General features: G+C 49.7%; 22 protein-coding genes, 2 pseudogenes and 1 riboswitch. Of the genes and pseudogenes, 5 read left to right on the top strand and 19 right to left on the bottom strand.

Annotation, left to right across the window (positions count from 1 at the left end; genetic code table 11):
* Positions 1–57 precede the first annotated feature (57 nt).
* From rnhA to hemA, 8 genes and pseudogenes are all read right to left on the bottom strand, one after another.
* Complete coding sequence (gene rnhA / locus V8Q34_RS16265) at positions 58–531, bottom strand: ribonuclease HI (protein WP_033141800.1); 474 nt, start codon at positions 529–531, stop codon at positions 58–60.
* Complete coding sequence (locus tag V8Q34_RS16260; RefSeq protein ID WP_335835916.1) at positions 521–2,233, bottom strand: MutS-related protein; 1,713 nt, start codon at positions 2,231–2,233, stop codon at positions 521–523. Before V8Q34_RS16260 ends, rnhA begins: the two co-directional genes overlap by 11 nt.
* 62 nt (positions 2,234–2,295) lie before the next feature.
* Positions 2,296–3,573: a glutamate-1-semialdehyde 2,1-aminomutase gene (gene hemL, locus V8Q34_RS16255; protein ID WP_335835915.1), complete on the bottom strand. Its 1,278-nt coding sequence runs from the start codon at positions 3,571–3,573 to the stop codon at positions 2,296–2,298.
* Positions 3,573–4,556, bottom strand: coding sequence for a porphobilinogen synthase (gene hemB / locus V8Q34_RS16250; protein ID WP_081960389.1), 984 nt, complete (start codon positions 4,554–4,556; stop codon positions 3,573–3,575). Before hemB ends, hemL begins: the two co-directional genes overlap by 1 nt.
* Positions 4,557–4,581: 25 nt before the next feature.
* The gene (gene cobA, locus V8Q34_RS16245) at positions 4,582–6,123 is read right to left on the bottom strand and encodes a uroporphyrinogen-III C-methyltransferase (RefSeq protein WP_225305385.1); all 1,542 of its coding nucleotides are present in this window, start codon (positions 6,121–6,123) and stop codon (positions 4,582–4,584) included.
* A gap of 30 nt (positions 6,124–6,153) precedes the next feature.
* A pseudogene (hemC, locus tag V8Q34_RS16240) lies at positions 6,154–7,017 on the bottom strand (hydroxymethylbilane synthase); the annotation flags it as partial.
* A complete protein-coding gene (locus V8Q34_RS16235; protein ID WP_335835914.1) occupies positions 7,014–7,490 on the bottom strand; it encodes a precorrin-2 dehydrogenase/sirohydrochlorin ferrochelatase family protein in 477 nt (158 codons plus the stop codon). The pseudogene hemC and the gene V8Q34_RS16235, both read right to left, overlap by 4 nt.
* Positions 7,480–8,709 (bottom strand): glutamyl-tRNA reductase, encoded by a 1,230-nt coding sequence (gene hemA, locus V8Q34_RS16230; RefSeq protein ID WP_033141805.1) that lies wholly within the window; start codon positions 8,707–8,709, stop codon positions 7,480–7,482. The genes V8Q34_RS16235 and hemA overlap by 11 nt, the downstream gene beginning before the upstream one ends.
* 233 nt (positions 8,710–8,942) lie before the next feature.
* Positions 8,943–9,123: riboswitch (cobalamin riboswitch) on the top strand.
* 198 nt (positions 9,124–9,321) lie between these two features.
* On the opposite strand from hemA, the gene V8Q34_RS16225 reads away from it, so the two are divergent.
* The 5 genes and pseudogenes from V8Q34_RS16225 (at position 9,322) to V8Q34_RS16205 (ending at position 12,836) form a co-directional block, all read left to right on the top strand.
* Positions 9,322–10,068 (top strand): energy-coupling factor ABC transporter permease, encoded by a 747-nt coding sequence (locus V8Q34_RS16225; protein WP_244806780.1) that lies wholly within the window; start codon positions 9,322–9,324, stop codon positions 10,066–10,068.
* Between the two features lies 1 nt (position 10,069).
* Positions 10,070–10,369, top strand: a complete 300-nt coding sequence (locus V8Q34_RS16220; protein ID WP_244806781.1) for an energy-coupling factor ABC transporter substrate-binding protein — start codon at positions 10,070–10,072, stop codon at positions 10,367–10,369.
* 29 nt (positions 10,370–10,398) lie between these two features.
* Positions 10,399–11,175 (top strand): cobalt ECF transporter T component CbiQ, encoded by a 777-nt coding sequence (gene cbiQ, locus V8Q34_RS16215; RefSeq protein ID WP_033141808.1) that lies wholly within the window; start codon positions 10,399–10,401, stop codon positions 11,173–11,175.
* Positions 11,172–11,774, top strand: a pseudogene (locus V8Q34_RS16210) (energy-coupling factor ABC transporter ATP-binding protein); the annotation flags it as partial. The gene cbiQ and the pseudogene V8Q34_RS16210, both read left to right, overlap by 4 nt.
* Before the next feature lie 273 nt (positions 11,775–12,047).
* A complete protein-coding gene (locus tag V8Q34_RS16205) occupies positions 12,048–12,836 on the top strand; it encodes a sirohydrochlorin cobaltochelatase (protein ID WP_225305384.1) in 789 nt (262 codons plus the stop codon).
* A 94-nt stretch (positions 12,837–12,930) separates the two neighbouring features.
* Here the strand turns inward: V8Q34_RS16205 and V8Q34_RS16200 are convergent, their stop codons facing one another.
* From V8Q34_RS16200 to V8Q34_RS16150, 11 genes are all read right to left on the bottom strand, one after another.
* The gene (locus tag V8Q34_RS16200; RefSeq protein ID WP_256139845.1) at positions 12,931–14,433 is read right to left on the bottom strand and encodes an NADase-type glycan-binding domain-containing protein; all 1,503 of its coding nucleotides are present in this window, start codon (positions 14,431–14,433) and stop codon (positions 12,931–12,933) included.
* Positions 14,434–14,533: 100 nt separating this feature from the next.
* Complete coding sequence (locus tag V8Q34_RS16195) at positions 14,534–15,184, bottom strand: precorrin-8X methylmutase (protein ID WP_256139844.1); 651 nt, start codon at positions 15,182–15,184, stop codon at positions 14,534–14,536.
* A gap of 51 nt (positions 15,185–15,235) precedes the next feature.
* A complete protein-coding gene (locus V8Q34_RS16190) occupies positions 15,236–16,744 on the bottom strand; it encodes a cobyric acid synthase (protein WP_335835913.1) in 1,509 nt (502 codons plus the stop codon).
* 38 nt (positions 16,745–16,782) lie between these two features.
* The gene (gene cobD / locus V8Q34_RS16185) at positions 16,783–17,838 is read right to left on the bottom strand and encodes a threonine-phosphate decarboxylase CobD (protein ID WP_033141812.1); all 1,056 of its coding nucleotides are present in this window, start codon (positions 17,836–17,838) and stop codon (positions 16,783–16,785) included.
* Positions 17,839–17,849: 11 nt separating this feature from the next.
* Complete coding sequence (gene cbiB, locus V8Q34_RS16180) at positions 17,850–18,821, bottom strand: adenosylcobinamide-phosphate synthase CbiB (RefSeq protein ID WP_103732489.1); 972 nt, start codon at positions 18,819–18,821, stop codon at positions 17,850–17,852.
* Positions 18,815–19,432, bottom strand: a complete 618-nt coding sequence (locus V8Q34_RS16175) for a histidine phosphatase family protein (protein ID WP_103732490.1) — start codon at positions 19,430–19,432, stop codon at positions 18,815–18,817. The genes cbiB and V8Q34_RS16175 overlap by 7 nt, the downstream gene beginning before the upstream one ends.
* On the bottom strand, positions 19,425–19,811 hold the full coding sequence (locus V8Q34_RS16170) for a bifunctional adenosylcobinamide kinase/adenosylcobinamide-phosphate guanylyltransferase (protein WP_054351243.1): 387 nt from the start codon (positions 19,809–19,811) through the stop codon (positions 19,425–19,427). The genes V8Q34_RS16175 and V8Q34_RS16170 overlap by 8 nt, the downstream gene beginning before the upstream one ends.
* Before the next feature lie 93 nt (positions 19,812–19,904).
* Positions 19,905–20,693, bottom strand: coding sequence for an adenosylcobinamide-GDP ribazoletransferase (gene cobS, locus V8Q34_RS16165; protein WP_335835912.1), 789 nt, complete (start codon positions 20,691–20,693; stop codon positions 19,905–19,907).
* Positions 20,680–21,243: a bifunctional adenosylcobinamide kinase/adenosylcobinamide-phosphate guanylyltransferase gene (locus tag V8Q34_RS16160; protein WP_335835911.1), complete on the bottom strand. Its 564-nt coding sequence runs from the start codon at positions 21,241–21,243 to the stop codon at positions 20,680–20,682. Before V8Q34_RS16160 ends, cobS begins: the two co-directional genes overlap by 14 nt.
* Positions 21,244–21,261: 18 nt before the next feature.
* Complete coding sequence (gene cobT, locus V8Q34_RS16155) at positions 21,262–22,311, bottom strand: nicotinate-nucleotide--dimethylbenzimidazole phosphoribosyltransferase (RefSeq protein ID WP_033141818.1); 1,050 nt, start codon at positions 22,309–22,311, stop codon at positions 21,262–21,264.
* Between the two features lie 89 nt (positions 22,312–22,400).
* On the bottom strand, positions 22,401–23,777 hold the full coding sequence (locus V8Q34_RS16150; protein WP_335835910.1) for a cobyrinate a,c-diamide synthase: 1,377 nt from the start codon (positions 23,775–23,777) through the stop codon (positions 22,401–22,403).
* Positions 23,778–23,801: the final 24 nt, after the last annotated feature.

The raw sequence follows: 23,801 nt of genomic DNA, 5'->3' as shown, positions 1-23,801 counted from the left end.
CTGCTGCACCGACTGAAACCATTCAGCCGGGCAGCAGTCCCTTTTGAAATGAAGCAGTTACACACCGGGGTCCACCAGCAGGTCTTCACCATCCGCCGCACTGGTAGCCAGATAGTCACAGCGTTCATTCATTTCGTGTCCGTCGTGCCCTTTCACCCAGATAAATGTCACTTTATGCGGCTCTTTTGCCTTCAAGAGCCGTTTCCATAGATCCACATTCTTAACCGGTTCATTTTTTCCCCGTTTCCAGCCCTTTTTCAGCCAGCCGTCAATCCAGTGCTGATTAAAGGCATCCACCAGATACTTGGAATCTGAATACAGCTCCACCTCACACGGCTTTGTCAGCGCTTCCATTCCCACAATGGCTGCCATAAGCTCCATGCGGTTGTTGGTGGTGCGCACATATCCCTGAGAAAACTCACGCTCATGCAGCGTTCCTTTTGCGTCCGTATAGTGGAGGACACAGCCGTATCCTCCCGGTCCGTCCGGGTTTCCCCTGGCAGAACCATCTGTATATATTTTAACAAGCATTTTCATTTCCTACCTTTTTCCAGATTCCGGTGGTTTCAAAATCAGCCACCGCAGCTTCCGACTCTTCTACAATTTCTCTGTCGTACCCTACCATGGAGAGCAGGCGGATGGCATTCCTTGTGGTAACCCTGCCCTTTTTCAGCAGATAATTGAATTCCACGTCATCCTCCCTGAATTCCTCCTCAAAGTGATAGTTGGTATACGCTCCCTCCAGCATATAAGACAGCTCAATATCATGTGTCGCCGCAAAGGGAAGCACATGGGGCTTTTTCAAATGCGCCAGAATATTGGAGGAAGCCGCGATTCTCTCAATGGTATTTGTTCCCCGGAGCACCTCATCAATGATGCACAGAAGGGGGGCTTCCTCCTTGGATTCCTCCAGGATTCTCTTCAGGGACTTGATCTCCACAATGTAGTAGCTCTCCTTGCTCTCCAGGTCATCCCGAAGTGCCATGGAAGTCTGTATCTTAAAAAACGGAGCGGCGTATTCTGTGGCAGTACAGGTATACACGGTCTGCGCGAGAATGGCATTCATCGCCACATTTTTTAAGAAAGTGGATTTTCCGGAGGCATTAGAGCCGGTCACCAGGATGCCGCCGGACGCATCAATACTGTTTGCCACAGGTTCATGAATCAGCGGATGGTACAGATTTTCCACCTTCATCCGCACATCACTTCCCTTTTGATACCTCGTAAAATCCGGCACACAGTAATACGGCATGGCCTCCCGAAACGATGCAATGGAAATACAGGCGTCCAGAAGTCCGTATATCTCCAGCATCTCCTCCGCTTCCGCTTTATGCTCCTTCATGGCCTTCATCATGGAATTGAACTTGATCAGATCGATATGGGTCATCATTCTGATATAATCCAGAATAAAGGATTCCGGTCCGCTGGCAAATCCATCCCGGTCCAAAACCAGATTTGCCCCGTTTCGGAAGCCGGAAAAACCTTTTTCACAGACATTCAGACGCTCCGTATACCTGTGAAGTTCCTCTATCTTCAGTTTGTCCAGAGCACCTGCACAGTTTATAAGCTGGAGCATGCACTTAAATCCGGTCAGATATACCTGTATGACCTCCTTATCTTTCAGATACGTTCCCATATTGATACAGGTCACAAGCAGAAAGGCAAAGACGCCGTACCTTGGAACCACTATGAACGCAGCAATAGAAAGCACAAAAGCCAGGCACATGAGAATCTGCTTCCACGGTTTTCCCGCGTCATACTCTTTTGTCACATGAATAGCCTGGTAAACAGACGATGAAGGCGGCTTTCTGATGTGTGCCAGGATCTCCTGGACCTTCTGGCGTTCTTTCTCATGTTCCCGAAAAAATGTGTACAGCCGTTCCCTCTCCGCAAGCTTTTCCTCCTGATATTCAGGAGTACGGAGAAGATAGTACAGATAGTCCTCCCCCGGTGAGGATATTGTCTGGTTCATAAGCATAAACACACGGTCCATATCCAGATCATTCCAGGTAATATCGTCAATGACAAACCGCCCGTCCTTCCTCCTGCGAAAATACTCCCCGATCTGTTCCAGCTTATCCCAGGTGTATTCCCGATCCGGAATCTGTCCCCAGCCCTTTTTTATTTTCTGGAGAAATTCCCGCTGTCTTCTCCTGTTTTCCTGAAACATGGTCACAAATACGACTGCCACAAAAATGATGATCAGTCCTGTCCACAAGGTTGTCTCACTCATAGCTGTCCTCCGTTTTCTTTTACCAGTTATGAGCGTATCCGTAAAGCAATCTTATGACACGCTCATGCGCAGAAATAATCTTTTATCAGCTTCAGTGCTGCTTCTATATCCTCATTTGTATGGGCATCTGACAGGAACATGGCCTCAAACTGTGAAGGTGCCAGATGTACGCCGTGGTTCAGCATATATTTAAAATATTTTGCAAAGGCATCTGTATCCGATGTCTTGGCAGAGGCATAGTCTGTCACCTTATTTTCTGTAAAGAAGATACATCCCAGAGATGCCACACTGTTTACCTGATAAAGAATATTGTTCTCAAGGAAAATCCTGCGGATTCCCTCAAACATCATCTCCCCTTTCTGGTACAGCCTTGTATAGATCTCCGGATCTTCATACAGGATCTTAAGCTGCGCAAGGCCTGCTGCCATGGCGATGGGATTGCCGCTTAAGGTACCTGCCTGGTATACAGGACCTGCCGGGGAAACCTTTTCCATGATTTCCTTTCTTCCGCCGTAAGCGCCCACAGGCATTCCGGCGCCGATGATCTTACCATAGGTGACAAGGTCCGGTGTCACTCCGTAGAATCCCGCGGCTCCGTCAAATTTAAGCCGAAAACCGGTGATCACTTCATCAAAGATAAGCAGTGCCCCATGCGCATCACAAAGGGTCCAAAGCCCCTGAAGGAAACCGTCAGCAGGAGGGACCACGCCCATATTGGCGCCCACTGGCTCCACGATCACAGCAGCCACCTGGTCTTTGCTCTCTGTCAGAAGTTCTTCCACACTTTCAAGATCATTATACACTGCGATCATGGTATCCTGCGTACAGCCCTTGGGCACGCCGGCGCTGTCCGGCACACCGCTGGTCATGACTCCGCTGCCTGCACTCACCAGCATGGCATCCGTGTGGCCGTGATAGCATCCTGCAAATTTGATGATCTTATCTTTCCCCGTAAAGCCTCTGGCCACGCGGATGGCGCTCATGACGGCCTCTGTTCCGGAATTTACCATACGGATCATCTCCACATGGGGAATCCTCTCGCAGATGAATTCAGCCATCTCCACCTCTTTTGCAGTTGCACAGCCAAAGCTCAGACCATTTTCACTGGCTTTGATCACTGCCTCACGAATAGCAGGATGGTTGTGTCCCAGGATCATAGGTCCCCAGGACCCGATATAATCCGTGTAGGAATTGCCGTCCACATCGAATATTTTACTTCCCACTGCACCCTGTATAAAGCGCGGGGTCTCCCCAATGGCACCGTAAGCCCTTACGGGGCTGTTCACCCCTCCGGGAATCCGTTTTACGGCGCGCTCAAATAATTCTTCTGATCTTGTCATTACCCGATTCTCCCTTCGTCCATATATCCGGCCAGCTCTTTTGCAAAATAAGTCAGGTAAATGTCAGCTCCCGCACGGTAGGTGCTCACTGCCATCTCACAGATGATCTTCTCCTCGTCAATGTAGCCAAGCTTTGCCCCTGCCTTCACCATGGCATATTCGCCGCTGACAGAATAGGCGGCCACAGGCAGATGTATACTCTGTTTCACCTCACTGATCACATCCAGGTAGGAAAGCGCCGGTTTCACCATAATGATATCCGCGCCCTCCTGTACATCCAGAAGCGCCTCCTTCAGACCTTCCCTCTTGTTGTGAAAATCCATCTGATAGCTCTTTCTGTCTCCGAAAGAAGGGGCAGAACCTGCTGCTTCCCTGAATGGACCGTAAAAGGCAGAGGCATATTTTACCGCGTAGGACATGATCGGTATGTCCTTGTGCTGATGGGTATCCAGGATCTCACGGATCGCTCTGACTCTGCCGTCCATCATATCTGAGGGTGCTACCATATCGGCTCCTGCCTCCACGTGGGAAAGGGCTGTCTTTGCCAAAAGCTCCAGTGTCGCGTCATTTTCCACATCATGACCGCACAGCACGCCGCAGTGGCCGTGGGATGTGTACTCACACATGCAGACATCTGTGATCAGATACATTTCCGGGAACTGTTTTCTGGCTTCCCGAAGCGCCCTCTGTACAATTCCGTCCTCCGCATACGCCTGGCTTCCCACCTCGTCCTTTTCATCCGGAATCCCGAAGAACATCACTTTATCCACGCCTGCCTTCATAAGTCCTTCCAGGGCATAAGGCAGCCTGTCAATGCTGTATCGGAACTGTCCTTCCATGGAGGGGATTTCCTCCTCCATATTTTCTCCCTCACGGACAAAAATGGGATAGATCAGAGAACTTTTGTCCATCCTGGTCTCACGCACCATTCTGCGCAGGGTATCGTTTTTCCGAAGCCTTCTCGGTCTGACTGTCATTTCCATGTTGCTACACTCCTTTTATCCTCTGTTATCTGCTATTTTTTAAGTCTACAACCAAATCCACCACACTGTCAATGGTGGCCTGTTTCGCCATAAATGTCTTCATACCCAGGGCATCCGCCGCGGCTTTCGTCTGTTTTCCAATGCAGGCAGCCGTTACTTTTGTAAAGTCAAGCCCTTTTACCGCCTCCGCAAATCCTCTTACCGTGGATGCGCTTGTGAAAACCGCACAGTTGATCTCTCCGCTCTCAAAAGCTTTTTTCTCATCGATCACTTCCTGTTTTTCATAGAAAGTGTCATAAGTGGGCACATCACAGATGAAAAGTCCCGGCTTTTTCTCCAGCTCCTGGATGATCTCTTTTCCGCCGATCTTGGCTCTCGGAAGAAGGATCTTCTCATTCCCGCTGCAAACACTGCACAGAGCTTTCCCCAGAGATTCCCCGTCAAACACTTCAGGCATGAGATCCACGAACAGACCTCTCTCTTCCAGTGCCTTTTTCGTGCCCTTTCCGATGGCGGCAATCTTCGCGCGGCCTAGTCTGCGGACATCTGTCCCGGCTTTTTTCATCTCCTCAAAGAACACGTTTACACCGATAGGACTTGTAAATGCCAGCCAGTCATAGGTGTGAAGCTGTCCGAATGCGTTATGAAGCGCACTCTGGTCTGCAAGGGGAGCTGTGCGGATAGCCGGAAGCTCCAGCACCTCAGCACCCATCAGACGCAGTTTTTGTGACATGGTGGAAATGGTTTCCCTGGGTCTTGTGACCAGCACTTTATACCCTGCAAGAGGCAGCTTTTCATACCATCCGAAGGTATCCGCAAGGGAACACACCTCACCCACTACAATGATCGCCGGTGTCTCGATTCCCCGGCGCTTTACTTCCTCCTCAAGTGTGGCAACTGTGGCCACGATCCGCTTCTGCCCCGCTGTGGTTCCCTTCTGTAAAATGGCAGCCGGCATCTCTTTTTGCATACCCGCCTGCAGCAGAGAGTTACAGATATCCGGAAGCGCGGTGACGCCCATAAGAAATACCAGAGTGCCCTTCGTGCGCACAAGCGCGTCAAAATCTATGTCATAGGCCTCCCCCTGCTTTTTGTGGCCTGTGATAATGTGCAGGGAGGAACAGTAATTCCTGTGTGTCACGGGAATCCCGTTGTACGCAGGGACTGCCAAAGGTGAGGTCACTCCGGGCACCACTTCGTAGGGGATTCCCTCTTTTGTAAGAAGCTCCAGCTCCTCCCCGCCTCTTCCGAAGAGGAACGGGTCCCCGCCCTTTAGACGCACCACCCGGTAACCTTTTTTTGCCTCATCCACAAGAACCTGGTTGATCTGTTCCTGGGGCATAATATGGTGGGAGGCACGTTTTCCCACGTTGATCAGGCGCACGCCGGCCGGAATCCGGGATAATACCCCCTGCCCCACCAGGCTGTCATATACTACCACCTGTGCGTTTTTCAAGGTCTCCATGCCCTTCAGGGTAAAAAGTCCGATGTCGCCCGGGCCGGCGCCCACAAGCCAGACCTTTCCTTTGCAGTATCTATTGTCTGTTTCCTGTTCACTGGCTGTCATATTCTCTCTTCTGCACTCCTCTCTCAGTTTCTGTGCAAGACGCACGCCCAGCTCCTCTGCTTCCTCTCTTTTCCCTTTCAGACTGCCCTTTTTATAAGCGCCTGTCTCTTCCTCGTAATAGAGTCCGGTAAGCAGGATTTCATCCCGGACCACCACCGCGTGGGCAGCCACCGGCGAGGAACATCCGCCGTCCAAAAACCTTACAAAAGAGCGCTCTGCCAAAGCCGCACAGGTACTGTCCGCGTCCCCGTAGCCGTCCAGATAAGAGTAATCCTTCCCTTTTCTGCCCTGCACGGTCAAAATGCCCTGTCCTGCTGCCGGAAGCATCTCCTCCGGCTCAAAATATCTGGAAATCCTGTGGGTAAGCCCCAGCCTTTTAAGGCCCGCCGCTGCCAGCACCAGCGCGCTGTATTCCCCGCTGTCCAGTTTCCGAAGCCGCGTCTGCACATTTCCTCTGACACTCCTGCACTCCATATCCGGGAATAATTCCCGAAGCTGCAGGGTACGCCTGAGACTGGAACAGCCGATGGGCTTTGTCCTGTCAAGCTCGGTCACTCCCTCCGGGAGCACCAGCGCATCTCTGGGGTCCTCTCTTTTTGAAAAGGCCAGAAGAGGCAGTTCATCCGGAACCTCCATGGGCATATCCTTCAGGCTGTGCACGGAAAGTTCACTTCTTCCGTCCAGAAGCGCCCGGTCCAGTTCTTTTACAAACAGTCCCTTTCCCCCCACTTTGTCAAGGGTTCGGTCCAGAATGATATCCCCTGTTGTCTTCATGGTGAGAAGCTCCGCCTTCAGTCCCTCATTGTTCTTCTCTATGTAGTCCTTCACCATTTCGCTCTGTATCACAGCAAGCCGGCTCTCCCGGCTGCCGATTACCACTGTCCTGCTGTTCATGCTCTACCTCCCGGCGTTTTCAAAAATTCTTCCACTTTTTCCCGCATCTGTCTTGTCTTTTTATGATCTTTTCCCGCCGCGTTAAATCCAATGACCACGCCATCATGGCAGATAAGTCCCGGGAAATGAAAATCACACTTGTTCTGGTCACTGGCTGTATTCACCAGTATGCCCAGACACTTGCAGGCACTGTAAATATCATCATTTACTCTGCTGTCATCTGTGGCTGCCAGAGCCAAATCCGCGTCGTACAGATCTTCCCGCCGGTATTCTTTCTGTTTCCAGATAAGCTCCCCCTTCTCTGCAAGCTCCCGGATCTCCGGCTGTACAAAAGGAGCGATCACCACCAGCTCCCCCACAAATCCCAGAAGGCTTTTGATCCTTCTGGCAGCGATCTTTCCTCCGCCGATGACCACGGCTTTTTTCTGTGTCAGGTCTGTATACAGGGGAAACAGTTTTTTCTCAGTCTTCATAAACCTTCTCCAATCCGGCCACGCACTCCATAAACGCGTCCTGTTCCAGGGAATCCCGCAGGCCGAAGATCATTTTGTTCACCACTTTTCCGGCTGCCGTGTCAATGGCTTTCAGGAGTTTTTCCCTGTCACTGTCCTCCATGGGCGTCTTTTTTAAGATTTTCAGAATCCGCGCGTTCAGATCCTCCACTGCCTCTGTCTTGATATCCTGGATTCTCGGAAATACATCGCGCCCTGAAAACCAATTATAAAATTCCGACATCTGCTCATCCAAAATGGCCCCCGCCTTCTGCATGCTGGCCCGGAGTCTTGGGGAGGCAGCATCGATCTTGAAGCTGTCAATGTCATAAAGCGTCACATTCTGCAGCTCTCCCACCTCCGGGTCAATATCTCTTGGCACAGCCAGGTCGATCAGTATCACATGATGGGGAACCTCTGCGTTTTCAAAAAGCTCTTTTGTTATGGTGCAGTTCGGGCTGGCTGTGGCGGATACCACCAGATCACATTTTGGCAGCAGTTCCATTCTGTCGCCGTAGTTGATACGCTCACACCCCTGGGGAATGGTCACAATGCCGCTCCGGTACTGACGGACGGTCACGGTCACATCAGCGCCTGCTTCTTTCAGAGCCAGTGCTGTCACCTTTCCCATCTCCCCGTTGCCGATGACCATGCAGGTTTTTCCCTGAATGGAAAATCCCTGGTTTTCCAGCCTGTCAATGGCCTGATGGATGACAGAGGTATTGGCCCTTGAAAATACCACTTCTGTCTTAACCTTCTTCGCCGCCGTCACTGCCATCCGAAAAAGCACCTCCAGCACACCGTCCGTACAGTAGGCATCCCTGGAAAGAGTCAGTGCGTCCTTCACCTGGGTAATGATCTGGTCCTCCGCCAGAATCTGGGATTTCAGGCCGCTGGTCAGATAAAACAGATGCTCCACAGCCTCCCTTCCTTCCCTTGTGATAAAATACTCCCGGTATTCCTCCTCGGGAACTTCTTTTTCTCTGCATAAAAAGCTAAGAAGGGACCCCTCCCAGTCTTCCTGCACACTGGCCCAGATCTCCATCCGGTTGCAGGTCGACAAAATAATACACCCTAAGATGTCCCTGTCTTCTTTCAGACGCTCCATAGCGCTCACCGCATTTTTTTTGGTGAAAGAAAATCTGGCCCGGACATCTACGGATGCTCTGCTGTGATCAATTCCAATCATGGAAATACTCATAGTTCCTACACTCCATATCTTTCGTTTCCGTTTTTTAGATGCCGCGGTCATAAAATATGACTGTTCCAAATCTTATACGGCACCTGCTGTTTTTTCATATTAGCACAGAATGAAAACGGGTGCAACATCTTGTTCCCCGTATACCCGGCAGGAAGATCTGGTGCCATAATAGTTTTCTGATTTTTCTTGTCGAATTCAATTGACAAAAAACTTCCGGGGAGATACAATAATCACAGAATTGAGTGTGCACAGGTGTCCGCTTTTGCGGAAGAATAGGAAAGTTGAGTTAAAAGCTCACACGGTCACGCCGCTGTGAGGGAAGAGCTGCATTTTATAATGTCACTGGGAAACTGGGAAGGCAAAATGCAGCGATGAGGCCCGAGTCAGAAGACCTGCCTGTCACAAACGATTTACACAATGGTTACGAACGATGGCCTTGTGTAAGAACAGGCGGATACGGCATTTATTCTTTGTATAAAGTCACCTGCCCCGCGTTTGTTCTTCTGATGGCCTGTCGGTATTTCTGCCGCCAGGTTTTTTTATACCCTTTTTGGCCTTTTGCCGGTTAAAGGGTAAGGCTTTATTACTCGATCAGAAGGAGGAAAAGACAAAATGAGTAAGAAACAGAAAAAAATCATTGTACTGGCAAGCATGTTCGCACTGACCTTTGGTATCGTGCCCAACGTCAGCGCCATGCACATCATGGAAGGTTATCTTCCCGGAGGGTTCTGCATCGCATGGGGTGTCATCTGCGTACCATTCCTGATCGCAGGATTCATGTCCATCAAGAAAACCCTGAATGAACACAGAAACCTGATCACTCTGCTGGCAATGTCAGGAGCATTCGTGTTCGTTATTTCATCCCTGAAAATCCCGTCTGTAACAGGAAGCTGTTCCCATATGACAGGAACCGGACTGGGTGCTATCCTTTTCGGTCCCAGCGCAGTTTCCATTCTGGGTATCATCGTACTGCTCTTCCAGGCGATCCTGCTGGCACACGGCGGACTCACCACACTGGGCGCCAATACTTTTTCCATGGCGATTGCAGGACCTTTTGTATCCTACGGAATTTTCTTCGTATGTAAAAAATGCAAGGTAAACAAGCATATTTCCATTTTCCTTGCAGCAACCCTGGGCGATTTATTTACATACTGCGTTACTGCTGTTCAGCTGGCTCTGGCTCATCATGCAGATACCACGATCATGGGAGCCATGGGAAAATTCCTGCTGATGTTTGCACCCACACAGTTATCTCTGGCAATTATCGAAGGCGTCATCACAGTTCTCATTATCATGGGTCTTGAAACCTATGCGAAACCGGAACTTCGTACCATCGGGTTTTTAAAGGGGGCAAAGTAATATGAAAAAAACAGTGATTGGATTAATAGTTGTGATTCTCTTAATTGCGTTTGTTCCGCTTTTTGCATTAAAGGATGCGGATTTCGGCGGCTCTGATGATGCCGGCAGCCAAATAGTTGAGGAAGTGGATTCCGGATTCCAGCCCATCGCGGAACCGCTCCTTGAAAAAATGCTTGGCCGCGAGCTTCCGGGCGAAGTGGAAAGTCTTCTGTTCTGCGTACAGTCTTCCATCGGAGTGGGCATTCTGGCCTTCTTTATGGGACGTTTTGTAGAAAGAAAGAAGCTGGGAAAAGGCGAATGATACTTTTCATCCGGCGAAAGGAGTAACTTATGATAACCATTGATAAGCTTTGCTATACTTCCAAGCTTAGATATGAAAATGCCGGTGAAAAGTTTGCGTTTGCGATGATTACACTTCTTTTTTGTGTAATGAGTCGTTCCATCGTGGTCGCATGCATTGTTTTAGCAGTTACAGGGATTCTCACCGTTTATAAGGGGGGAATCCCTTTTTCCCGCTATCTGCACTTTATGACTGTGCCGCTGGCTTTCTTGATTCTGAGCACCATTGCCATTGTTCTGAATGTAAAGCACGAACCGCTGGACCTGTTTGCCATCCCAATCGGGAGCTTATATCTCACAGGAAGTCTGGATGCCCTGCTCTACGCTCTGCAGTTGATCCTGACGGCACTTTCCGCAGTCTCCTGCCTGTATTTTCTGTCCATGACAACACCTATGCCGGACATCTTAAATGTACTGGGAAAGCTCCACTGTCCCAAACTGATGATCGAGCTTATGCTGCTCATCTACCGGTTCATCTTCGTGCTGCTGGACACTGCGTATTATATTTCCACATCACAGAACAGCCGCCTTGGAAACAGGGATTACAGGACAAGCTTAAAGTCCTTCGGCTCCCTTGGCTCTGTTTTGATGATTCGGGCAGTAAAGCGCTCCAATGCCCTCTACAGTGCCATGGAAGCACGCTGCTATGACGGCACCATCCATGTTTTGAATGAAACCTATCCTCCTAAGAAAAAAGTGATTGTGTGGATTGTTTTATTTGAAATCTTTTTATTTTCCATCATGATCTGGAGGAGGTTCTTCACATGAACAATGACATTATACTGAAAGCAGAGAATTTATATTTTTCTTATGACGATGAAAATTCCCATTCGTTAAACGGTCTCAGTCTGGAAATCAAACGCGGACAAAAAGTTGCGTTTATGGGTTCCAACGGTTCCGGAAAATCCACTTTCTTTTTATGCTGCAACGGCATTCACCGTCCCTCCTCCGGTACCCTGTACTTTGACGGAGAACCGGTCACCTATGACAAGAAGGGACTCTTAAAACTGCGCAGCAAGGTAGGAATCGTATTCCAGGACCCTGACAACCAGCTCTTCTCAGCCAGTGTATACCAGGAAATCTCCTTTGGCATCCTGAATCTGGGTGTGTCCGAGGAGGATGCAAAAAAAGAGGTGGAGGAGGTTATTGATCATCTGGAGATCACACCTTTCCGCCACAAGCCTACCCACTCCCTAAGCGGAGGGCAGAAAAAACAGGTCTCGATTGCAGACATCCTTGTTATGCATCCGGATATTATCATTTTAGATGAACCGGCAGCGGCTCTGGACCCCAAACACACCACCATGGTCAACCACATCGTCAATCGTCTGACAGAGGCCGGGATCACCGTTCTCATGGCCACCCATGATGTGAATTATGCCTATGAGTGGGCAGATGAGATCATGCTTTTTCATGAGGGAAAGGTTCTCATGCACGGCACCCCCGCTGATGTATTCAGCAACAAGGCAGTCCTCGCCCGGACGAACCTGGAACCGCCTGCTGTTCTGGAGCTGTTTGACAGTCTGTGTATGAAGGGCATTTTAAAACCCACACTGCCTGTCCCCAAAAATCTGAAGACTCTGGAAAAATACATCGCAGATGTCAATATGAATACTACACATTACGGAGGAATATCACCAGTGAACACAGAGACAAAGAAAGCAATCCTGGCAGTCAGCTTCGGCACCAGCCATGAGGACACCAGAAAGGTCACCATTGACGCCATTGAAGATTCCATGAGACAGGCATTTCCCGAATACCCTGTCTACCGGGCATGGACCAGCAAAATGATCATACGGAAGCTGAAAAACCGTGACAACATTATTGTCCCCACAGTAAAGGAGGCCATGGAGCAGATGGCAGCCGACGGCATCACGGATGTGCTGGTACAGCCCACCCATGTGATCAACGGCATTGAAAATGACCGAATGAAGGAGGACGCCCTCTCCTTCCGGGATTCCTTCCACTCCATTTCTTTCGGAGATCCGCTGCTCACCACAGAGGATGACAGCCATAAAGTGATCGCTGCCATCGCCCGGGAATTTTCCCATATTACAAAGGATCAGGCACTGGTATTCATGGGACACGGCACCACACATTTTGCCAACTCCATCTATGCGGCTCTTGATTACACGTTCAAGGATAAAGGCTACCACAATTTCTTCCTTGGGACCGTGGAAGCCTATCCTTCCATGGAAAGCCTGAAAAAAATGGTGAAGGCTTACCGGCCAAAGGAAGTAGTTCTGGCTCCCTTTATGATCGTGGCAGGGGACCACGCGAAAAATGATATGGCAGGAGATGACCCGGAATCCTGGTACAGCCAGTTTAAAGACGAGGGATATGAAGTGAAGACCGTGTTAAAAGGTCTCGGTGAATATGAAGGCATACGCAGTCTCTTTATTGACCACATCCGTGCGATTGACAGATAAATATGTCTCCGACAGCCATTCAGGCATCGGAGCTGTTGCCAAAAAGGCCATGAAGCAGAAAGTTGCTCTTCTGCTCCATGGCCTTTTTATATTGTTATTCATATATCTCAACTTCGGAGATACAGTTGTCATTCCATCTGTCTCCTTCATATCCGCTTTTGATATAAAGGGATACATAGGAAGCTTCCACGGGTTCATCAAAGGACAGGCAGAACGCTTTCATCTCATCAGAGAACTCCACATCCTTTTTCTGGGAATCGCCCACGCTGATGGTCAGGGACGCGGGTCTGGCATTTGCCTCCCACATGTTTTCACTTCTCCAGTTGCCCAGGTAAAGCACCATGTACCGCACTTTGCGGGCTTTGTCAAAATCCAGCCGGATGCCGGTACCTTCGCCCAGTCCGTCTTCTCCCTCCTGCCAGGAGGAAGCAGTGTCACCATCCACAGCGCTGGCTGCACTGTAATCATATTTTTCGGAGGACTGCTGGGAATTCTGGTCAGCGGACGCAATGGAAACCTTCTGGAATTTTGAAAAGTCAATGCTGTCTGCATCCACCTGTTTAAAATATTCCTGTTTCTTTTCCTCTTTCTTCTCTTCCTTTTTTTCTTCCTTAGGCTTTTCTTCCTTCTCCGGCTCTTTGTCCTTATCTTTCTTGTCAGCATCTGCAGCACCGCTGTCCTTCTTGCCGGCATCTTTATCTGCCTCTTCGCCGCTGTCTGTGTCCTTGTTGGCTGCATCCTGCTTATTCTCTGTATTCTGCGCCTGCGCACCGGACGTTTTGTCCTCCGGCTCTATCTTGGCATAGTATGCCTTCTTCTCCTCATCCATCTGCTGCATGGTGCGCACCCCCCACAGAATGCCGATCAGAAGACATACGATCAAAATACAACCGGATATGAGCCAGATGGGACTCTTTTTCTCAGGCTCTCCCCGATGTTTTTCTTTTTTTGGCTTGTTCGCAGCAGATTTCTGTGCCTGACTGACCAGATTTTCAAAAGGAAGTTCCTCTGTATCTGCAGAGTCTGAATCCATAATATCTGCATCACTGTATTCTGCGTCAGAATCCTCTGTGCTTACGGGGTCCGCTGCTTTGTAATCTGTCTCCTCATGATCCGTATTTTCGGAATCTGCTGCGCTGCCATCTATATTATGGTCTGCTATTACAGCATCCGCTGCTTTAACATCTGCATCATAATCAGCTTTTGGCGTATCTGCCGCTTTAGAATCTGCATCATAGTCTGCTTGTACCACGTCTGCCGCTTTAGCACCTGCATCATAATCAGCTTTTACCGCATCTGCTGCTTTCGCATCCACATTCCCGGAACCATTCCCCTCCCTCTGATTCTCGGAAACATAGGCTTTATCAGACTTTTCATACCCTGCTGCCGCGGCTGCTGCAACGTTGTGAGCGGAATCCTCTGTATCCTTATCCGCTGCTGCGGCAGCCTCCGTCTTCATGGCCTTCAGCTCTTCGTCGCTTTTATAAAACTCCCAGATGTCGTCCTCATCCATGTATTCCTCGAACACCGCTTTTCCGCACTTTGAGCAGAATAAATCATCGTTGTCCAGCTCATGGCCGCATCTTTCACACTTCATATTATACTTCCCCTTTCTGCCATTTCACTCTGATGTGTTTTGCAGTGCTCTTTTCTGTGTATCGCAGTTTGTGCTGCATAACACAGAGTGAACAGAAATTTTATTTCCAGTAGTCCCTCTCATTATCAATCATATAGAGAAGCGCATTGCAGATACAGGCTGCGATGTTGCTGCCGCCCTTTCTTCCCTTTGCCACAATGTAGGGAACTTCTGTTTCCATGATCATTTCCTTAGATTGTACCACATTTACAAAGCCTACGGGAACCCCTATTATGAGATATGGAGAAATTTTTCCCTCCCTGATCAGTTCATACAGACGGACCAGGGCTGTGGGCGCATTGCCGATGGCGAATATAAGAGGCTTTCCCATGGAAGCGGCTTTGTCCATACTTGCCACCGCACGTGTCGTCCCCTGGCTCTTTGCCGCAAAAGCCACATCCTCGTCAGACATAAAACAGAAAACCTCCCCGCCGTACTTTGCCAGCGCTTTCTTGTTAATGCCCGCTTTTGCCATCTGTGTATCTGTCACAATACAGGCACCGTTCTTAATGGCGTCGATGGCTTTCTCCACTGCATGCTCGGAAAAGCAGAGATTCTCCGCATAATCGAAATCAGCGCTTGTATGAATACAGCGTTTTACGACCAGCTCTGTACCCGGAACCAGTTTTCTGTCTCCCAGCTCCTCTGTAATGATCTCAAAGCTTCTTGTTTCAATCTCTTTTGGTTTTACATTTTCTAATTCTGTCTTCATCTCATCTGCCCTTTCTATATAACAGTTCAGCTTATCTGAACTGTTACCTTTCTATATGCCGGCTTCCAGGATTTCATATATCTTTTTCATATCCAGATGCTTTCTCAGCTCACTTGCCAGAATATCGTACTGTGTCTCCTTAAACTCTGCAAATTCCACACCTGTCATCTGGCTTACATCCAGGCCTTTTATTTCCCCTATGGCTTCCACTATCTTCCTGGCCACTTCCTCTTTGTCAAAAATACCGTGCACATAAGAACCATAGACATTTCCTGCACAGGCTCCGTCCTCCTTGGATGTGCCCTTCACCGTATCCGTGATGTTCACAAAGGGGCTGGCTCCTTCTTTCAGGGTTGTCACTCCCATATGGATTTCATAGCCCTCCAGCTTAACGCCTGTCAGGCCTTTTAATACGCCTTCCACCTTTGGAAAGCTTCCCTGCACTCTGGTCCTTGTCTTGGCGCCCTGGAATATGGTATCCATTGGAAGAAGCCCCATGCCCTTTAACTGTCCGCCTGCTTCCACATGATCCGGATCAGACAGTGTTTCTCCCAGCATCTGATAACCGCCGCATACACCGAAAATGATTTTTCCCTCTGCCGCCTTTTTTAAGACAGCAGCCTCCAGACCGTTCTGGCGCAGCCAGAGAAGATCCTCCATGGTGTTTTTAGAACCCGGAAGCACGATCATATCGGGATTTTTCAGCTCCCGTACGGTTTTCACATAACGCACAGACACGCCCGGAATCACCTCCAGCGCATTAAAATCCGTAAAGTTGGAGATACGCGGGGTGCGGATCACTGCAATATCGATCAGATCCACTTCCTGTTTCCCGTCAAACCGCTCTGTCAGGCTGTCTTCATCTTCCACCTCAATGTTCAGATAAGGGGCTACACCCACCACAGGAATGCCGCTCTTTTCTTCCAGCATTGCAATCCCCGGGTCCAGAATGGTCTTATCACCCCGGAACTTGTTGATGATCATACCCTTGACGATTTCTTTCTCGTCCTCCTCAAGAAGCATCACCGTGCCGATCAACTGTGCGAACACACCGCCACGGTCAATATCGCCTACCAAAAGCACCGGCGCTTCTGCTATTTTCGCCATTCCCATATTTACGATATCTTCCTGTTTCAGGTTGATCTCCGCAGGACTGCCTGCGCCTTCGATCACTACAATATCATATTCCGATGCCAGTTTGTCATAAGCTTTCTTAACTTCCGGTATCAGGTTCTTTTTGTAGGCAAAATATTCCCTTGCGCTCATGGTTCCCAGAACCTCTCCGTTTACAATCACCTGGCTGCCCGTCTCATTGGTGGGTTTTAACAAAATTGGATTCATGTAGACAGAGGGCGCGATTCCTGCTGCCTCAGCCTGCATCACCTGCGCCCGGCCCATCTCCAGACCCTCCTCTGTTATAAAAGAGTTGAGTGCCATGTTCTGCGATTTAAAAGGGGCCACCTTGTATCCGTCCTGTTTAAATATACGGCACAGGCCAGCCGTCAGAAGACTTTTCCCCGCATTAGACATGGTCCCCTGCACCATTATTGCTTTTGCCATTTCCTGTTCCCTTCCTTTCTCCCGGTGTATTTCTCTATTCAGACTGCCTGCAGCGCCCGAATCTCTTCAAGCACATGCAGGAGTTTTGTATTCTCTTCCCTGAGCCTTACAGCAATCCTGTAGTACCCCCTGGAAAGTCCGTAGTAATTGCTGCAGTCCCGGATTAAAATCCCTCTTTCCAGACATTGCCGGTAAAGGTCTTCGGGTCCTTTAAAAAATATGTAATTGGCACTTGAGGCATAGGTCTGATACCCCAGGCGCTTCATGCCATCCAAAAGCCAGATGCGCTCCCTGTGTATGGCTTTCATGGATTCCTCCACATATTCCCGCTCTGAAAGTGCCGCAATACCGGCTTCCTGGGCCAGAATGGACACATTCCACGGCTGGGTCACCATCCGCATTTTTTCAAGCAGTTCTCTGTCTGCGCACAGGGCATATCCCAGTCTGACACCTGCCATGGCATAGCGCTTTGTAAATGCCTTGAGTATAAAAAGATTTTCACTCTCTGCCAAATACGGCTTCATGGTATGCACATTTGGATGTTCCACAAAATCCACAAAGCATTCATCCAGCATAAGGATACAACCGGATTTCTCACAGCGGCGCAGCACATCCTGTAAAAAATCCTGCTCCATAAGCACACCGGTAGGGTTATTTGGGTTGCACAGAAAAACCATATCCAGTTCTTCTGTGATGCACTCCAAAAACTCCCTTCCCACCAAAAATCCGCATTCCTCCTTCAGCGTGTACCGTTTGATCTCACAGTCCACCGCCTCCAGAGCCTGTTCGTATTCCGCAAATGTAGGGGCGGGAAGCAATGCCTTTTTTGGTTTCAGGGCCAGCACCAGGGCAAAGATCAGATCCGCTGCGCCGTTTCCGCAGATGATCTGCTCCTGCGGAGTCTCCTCATACCGGCTGATTGCCTCTCTCAACCGCTCACACTCCACATCCGGATAATGGCAGACCTGATCCATGGCTCTGGCTACAGCCTCCTTTACAGATTCGGGCGTGCCGAAGGGATTACAGTTGGCGGAAAAATCCGTCACATTCTGATGGCGGTAGACATCCCCGCCATGGGTGTGGTAACTTTTCATCTATTTTCTCCTTACAGTAACATGAAAATCCCCATACGGATCAGGGCAAAGAAAAGAGTCCCCAGGGCAGCGCTTGCATACAGCAGGCGGTTTGCTCTTTTAATATCCTCTGTTTCCACCTCTCTTACCGCGTCTCCAATGGTGGGTTTTTCATATAATTTTCCGAAATAAAAAGCATTTCCCGCAAGCTGGATGTCCAGAGCACCTGCCATGACAGCCTCTGTCTGGGCAGAGTTTGGGCTTGCATGATTGTAGCGGTCCCTCAGAAAGATTTTCTTCGCGTTTTTCCAGTCAAATCCCGCAAAAAAGGAGGCCAGTATCATCAGCCAGGCGCTGATCCTGGCCGGTATGTAATTGGCGATATCATCAAGCTTTGCTGCATATCTTCCGAAATGCAGGTATTTTTCATTTTTATACCCCACCATGGAATCCATGGTATTGATCCCCTTATACAAAAACATGAGGGCAGGTCCCCCAATAGCCATATAAAAAAGGGGTGCAATGATGCCGTCAGATGTATTTTCCGCAATGGTCTCCACCGCTGCCTTTGTCACACCGGCTGCGGATAAGCTCCGGGTATCTCTTCCCACGATCATGGAAACCGCGGTTCTTGCACCCGGCAGGTCCGGCTTTTTCAGCGCCTCATACACACGCATACTTTCCGCCTTCAGAGACTTCACTGCCAGCATCTGATAGCACATGAAGGTTTCCAGGGCGATCCCCAGAACCGTGTGGATATGGTAAGCCAGATACAGAAGCAGAAACGGAACTCCTCCGCTTCCTATACAGATAAGCAGAACAAGAAAAAATCCGGCTGTCTTCTCCCCCCCGGGGGTTTTTGGAAACATACGCCTGAGTATTTTTTCCAGCAGTGAGATACCATTTCCGATGATACGGACCGGATGGTACAGCCATCTGGGATCCCCCAGAAGCAGATCTATCAAAAAGCCCAGTATCAGGGCCAGTGCTGTCCATTTTACCATGTCTTGTCAAATCCTTCCTGTGTATATTTGCCGGCCACCTGTATCTTCTGGCTCTCTCTCCACTTCTTTTCTTCCACCAGTACCTCGTATCCCTGGGCATTCTTCACCTGCCAGTCAAAATAGCTCCTGTCCGCGTCTGCACAAGCGCCAAGGATACTCATGATCGTTCCCCCGTGCACCACAAGGGCTGCTGTGTGCAGGCCATCCTTCAGACACTGCTCCACACAGCGGGCAAATCCCCGGACGCACCGCTTCTGAAACATTTCCTGGCTTTCCCCCTCAGGAAAAGGCAGGGTTCCGCTGCTGTCGATCCATGCCTGATACTCCGGATTTCCTGACAGCTCCTGGTAATTCTTATTTTCAAAAATGCCGAAGTCGCATTCTTTTAAAAGCACTTCCTCTTCTTTCTCCGTTCCCGGAAACAGAATCCCGGCTGTCTCCAGACACCTGCGCATGGGGCTTACAAAAACCCGCTGGACAGGCGGGTAGGAAAACTTACCAAGAAGAAGGATTCCCTCCTCGCAGAGAGGTTCATCCGTGCGGGAGCCAATATAACGCCCCAGTCTGTTCCCCGCCGTCATGGAATGGCGGATCAATAGAATCTTAAGCATCTTTTATCACCGTCCCGATTCCGCAGGTCACCCGGACTACACGTTTCGCCGCGGCTGCCATCCTTGTGCAGATCCTGCCCACAGCCTCCCGGTATTTTCGGTCAAAGGCATCCACAGGGACCACACCATACCCCAGTTCATTGGAGACCAGCACAATGTCCGGATTTCTCACGGATAATTCCTTTTCCAGATCATCCAGGTCCCTGCCCTCCAAAAGTCTCGCCCGTATCCACTCATGGAAATGATACAGGCATCCGCAGGAGAAAATATCTTCATAGGAGGCATCTGCCCCGTCTGTCATCTCTTTCTCCTCAAATCCCTGCATGGTTTTTACATATTCCTTTTTTCCCTGAAATGCTCCGCCAATAATCAGCTGCATATACCTTTCCTCCATTCTGTTTCCTTTGTCCCCTCACAGTCCTTTGTCTGTGGAATTCAGCCTGACTGCCGGCTGCATTTGGTCACTTTTCTTCTACAGGCAGCGCACAACCACCTCACCGATCACTGTGAACAGGGCAATGACAAGCTCACAGATCTGCATATGAAAACCGGCCAGGTCACCTGTGATCCCTCCGAACTGTTTCATGGACATACGGTAATAATACAGATATTCCAACGCCGCACCCAGTATGGCAAACCCACCGATCACCGGCTGATAGAAAACCATCAGCACAGCCGCTGCCAGTGAAAAAAGTACAGAGACCACTCTCACCGCGTTTTTCTGCGCACCGTCTGAAAAAGTGGCTGCCAGTCCGGTATTCTTAGCCATGGGAAAGGACGCGATTGAAAATGCCCCCATCCCTCTGGAGAGTACAAATCCCATACACACAATCGGAAGCCCCGCTTCGGTCAGCTCACTGTACACGCCAAAATACAGAAGGAAATAGCAGATTCCCACGATAATGGCAAAGGCTCCTGCATTGGAATCCTTTAAAATTTCCAGTTTCTTCTCCCTGGGCTGATAGGAATTCAGGGCATCTGAGGTGTCCAGAAGGCCGTCCAGATGGATTCCGCCGCTTACCGCAACAGGAATCAGAAGAAGCACAATGGTGATAAAGATACGGCTGTCCAGAAAACTGCCGGCATATGTACCCCAAAGCCAGGAAAGCCCGCCGATCACCACGCCGATCAATGGAAAAAAGCACATGACATACCGCATGTTTTCCTTCGTCCATTCACTCTGAGGCATGGGAATCTTGGAATACATGGAAAATGCAATCTTAAAACTGTTCCAAAACTGTGCCGCTTTACTCTGTCTCATCCGATATTTCCCCCGTCCTGTCTGTTTTCTCTGTCCTGTTCTTGTATGTGAGGGGAATGCCATACACCACCTCTGTCACCTGACAGGCCCGGCGTGCTGTCTCCCGGTTGATCTCACCCAGGTATTTCTGGTACCGTCTGGTCTCCTCCTCATACTCTATGCCGTCGGAAAAAATTTCGTTGGTCACGATCACCAGCTCCGCTGCCTGCGCATCCAGAGCCTCAATCCCTTCCAGCACTGCCTCCACGGTCCTCTCCTTTGCGCCGTCCTCCTGAAACATCTCATTGGCGGTCAGATTGGACATACACTCCAGAAGCACACAGGCGCCTTTTGGCACCTGCACATGTTTCAGTCCTGTATAACACTCTATAGTTGTGAAATTCTTCTCGGCGCGCATACGCCTGTGGCGCTCCACACGCTTTTTGCTCTCCTCATCAAAGGGGTACATGGTGGCAATGTAAATCCTTTCACAACTGCCAAATCCAGTGAGCACATCCTCCGCATAGGCGGATTTTCCGCTCCCGCTTCCCCCCATCACCAAAGTTATCATAATTTCGCTCCGCTTTCCTTAATCTAACGGCACATAAGCATCCATGCCGATACCGCCGAAATCGCTCATTCCGTAAAATACTGCTGTGGCAATGTCTAAGAGCGGGAAGAAAGCCACGGCTCCTGTTCCCTCTCCCAGGCACATATCACAGTGCAGGCAAGCTTCCTTGCCAAGGGCTTCTAAAAGCAGATGTCCTGCAGGCTCTTTTGACACATGGCTGGCGATCATATACTGTTTTGCAGTGGGACAGATACCGGCTGCAACCAGGGCTCCGGTGGCTGAAATGACGCCGTCAATGACAACGGGGATCTTAAGGGCAGCACCGCCCAAAAACAGACCTGCAATAGCAGCAATATCAAATCCTCCCACTTTGGCAACCACATCGATGGCATCGTTTTTATCCGGTTTGTTCACCTCCACCGCTTTTTTGATGGCATTGATCTTACGGTTTAAGCCCTCACTGGAAAGACCTGCGCCGCGGCCTGTCATATTCTCCACAGGCATATCCAGGAGCACGGATGCCACAGCACTGCTGGTTGTGGTATTTCCGATGCCCATCTCACCGGTGGCAATGATGCCGTATCCTTTCTCTTTCAGCATTTCCACCATCTCAATGCCTGTCTCGATGGCTCTTACCGCCTGCTCTCTTGTCATGGCAGGTTCTTTTGTCATGTTCTTTGTTCCATAGGCGATCTTGCGGTTTAAGATACTGACATCTTTTGCCACGCCCACGTCAACAGGGAAGATCTCCGCTCCGACGGTTTTACACATGATGCTGGAGACAGCTTTTGTCTGCAGGAAATTCTCTGCCACCAGAGCTGTGATCTCCTGCCCGGTCTGGGTCACACCCTCCTCGACCACGCCGTTGTCCGCACACATGGGAACCAGTGCTTTCTTTTCCAGATGGATATCCAGACAGCCTGTGATACCTGTGATCTGTACCAGCAGGTCCTCCAGCTTGCCCAGGCTGTGAAGGGGATGCGCTATACTGTCCCAGCGTTTTTTGCTCTCCTCCATCACTTCCTCATTGACCGGTTCAATTCTTTTCAAAGCCTCTTCCAGTTTCATGTTTCTTTCCTCTCTTCCTCTTTCTGTATTTTGTGGTAACAAATCAGCAGATCAGTGCATTCCCTGCGCAGAACGTCTGAATAGATATCTCATTTTTTATATTCCAGGCATTTTTCCAGAAATGCCTGGGGAAGCCTGGGATTTCCATAGTAATAAAAATGCGGAAAACCTGCCAGCAGATGCTCCGATGCATGCAGACAGTTCCATGTCCTGCTGCTCATTGGCTTCTCCGCCAAAAATTCATGGCCGCAGGATGTGGACTCGAAATAATGGAACTCATGGGCAGGACTTTTCCCAATATTTTTTCCGAATACGGTTCCCTCCCTCTGGGTAAGTGTCACATATCCAAATCGTCCCAGTTTTTCCGTTCTGTAGGCATGTCCCGGTATGATTCCCACACCGTCGCACGGATTTTTATCCATATCCTCCATGGATTCATGCAGATACATAAAACCGCCGCACTCTGCCAGAATAGGAATCCCCCTCTGATATTCTGCCAGAATGGCACGGCGGATCGGGTAATTATCCTCCAGCTCTTTCCCCAAAAGCTCCGGATAACCGCCGTAAAAGATCAGGCCGCAGACCCCTTCCGGAAGCCTTTTGTCATGGACAGGTGAAAAATATACAATCTCTGCCCCCATCTGCTCCAGCAGCTTTAAGTTGTCCTCATAGACAAAGCAGAACGCCTCATCCCTGGCAACTCCGATTCTGACTTTTTCGGGTAGGGAAAATGCATACGCGCTGTCCTCCTTCCAGGGCTTTTCCTCCGGGATTTCCGGGGCACTCTCCGCGATCTCCAGGATTTTGTCTACGCAGAGCGTCTGCTCCAGTATCCCTGCAAGTTTCATGAGTTTTTCCCGGAATCCCTCCACCTCTTCAGGCATTACAAGTCCCAGATGGCGGCTCTCCAGCACACAGTCCTCCACCTTCGGCACATATCCCAGAACGGGGATGGAAAGCTCCTCCTCTATCATTTTCCGGACTCTCGGATACAGCATGGCTGTCATTTGATTCAGAATCACGCCGGCGATCCGGCTGTCCTTTTTATACTCCGCAAATCCCTTGATATAGGGGAGCACAGACACACTCATGCCCCGGCAGTTCACAATGAGAATTGCCGGCGTCTCCGTCACATTTGCCAGCTCATAGGCACTGGCCCTGCTGGTGGTCCCTCCGACCCCGTCATAATATCCCATGACGCCTTCCATAACTGCAACATCCATGCAGCGGCTGTTTTTTGCAAGCAGATACCGCACCATATCCCTGTCAGTGAAAAAGGTGTCCAGGTTTCTGGATTTTGTCCCAATGACTTTTGTGTGGAACATGGGATCAATATAATCCGGCCCGCACTTGAAGGATGCCACTTTCAGCCCGCGGTTTTTCAATACCTGAAGAATGCCGCAGGTGAGCAGAGTTTTGCCGCTGCCGCTGGCACCGGCACAAAGAAGTATGCGCGGTATTTTCATATAATATCTCTCCTATCTGATGTC

This window comes from Blautia sp. JLR.GB0024, from assembly GCF_037000545.1.
In the GTDB taxonomy this organism is placed as follows: Bacteria; Bacillota; Clostridia; order Lachnospirales; family Lachnospiraceae; genus Blautia; species Blautia celeris.
Note: the sequence above shows the minus strand (reverse complement) of the source record. Positions and strands in the feature narration are given on the sequence as shown.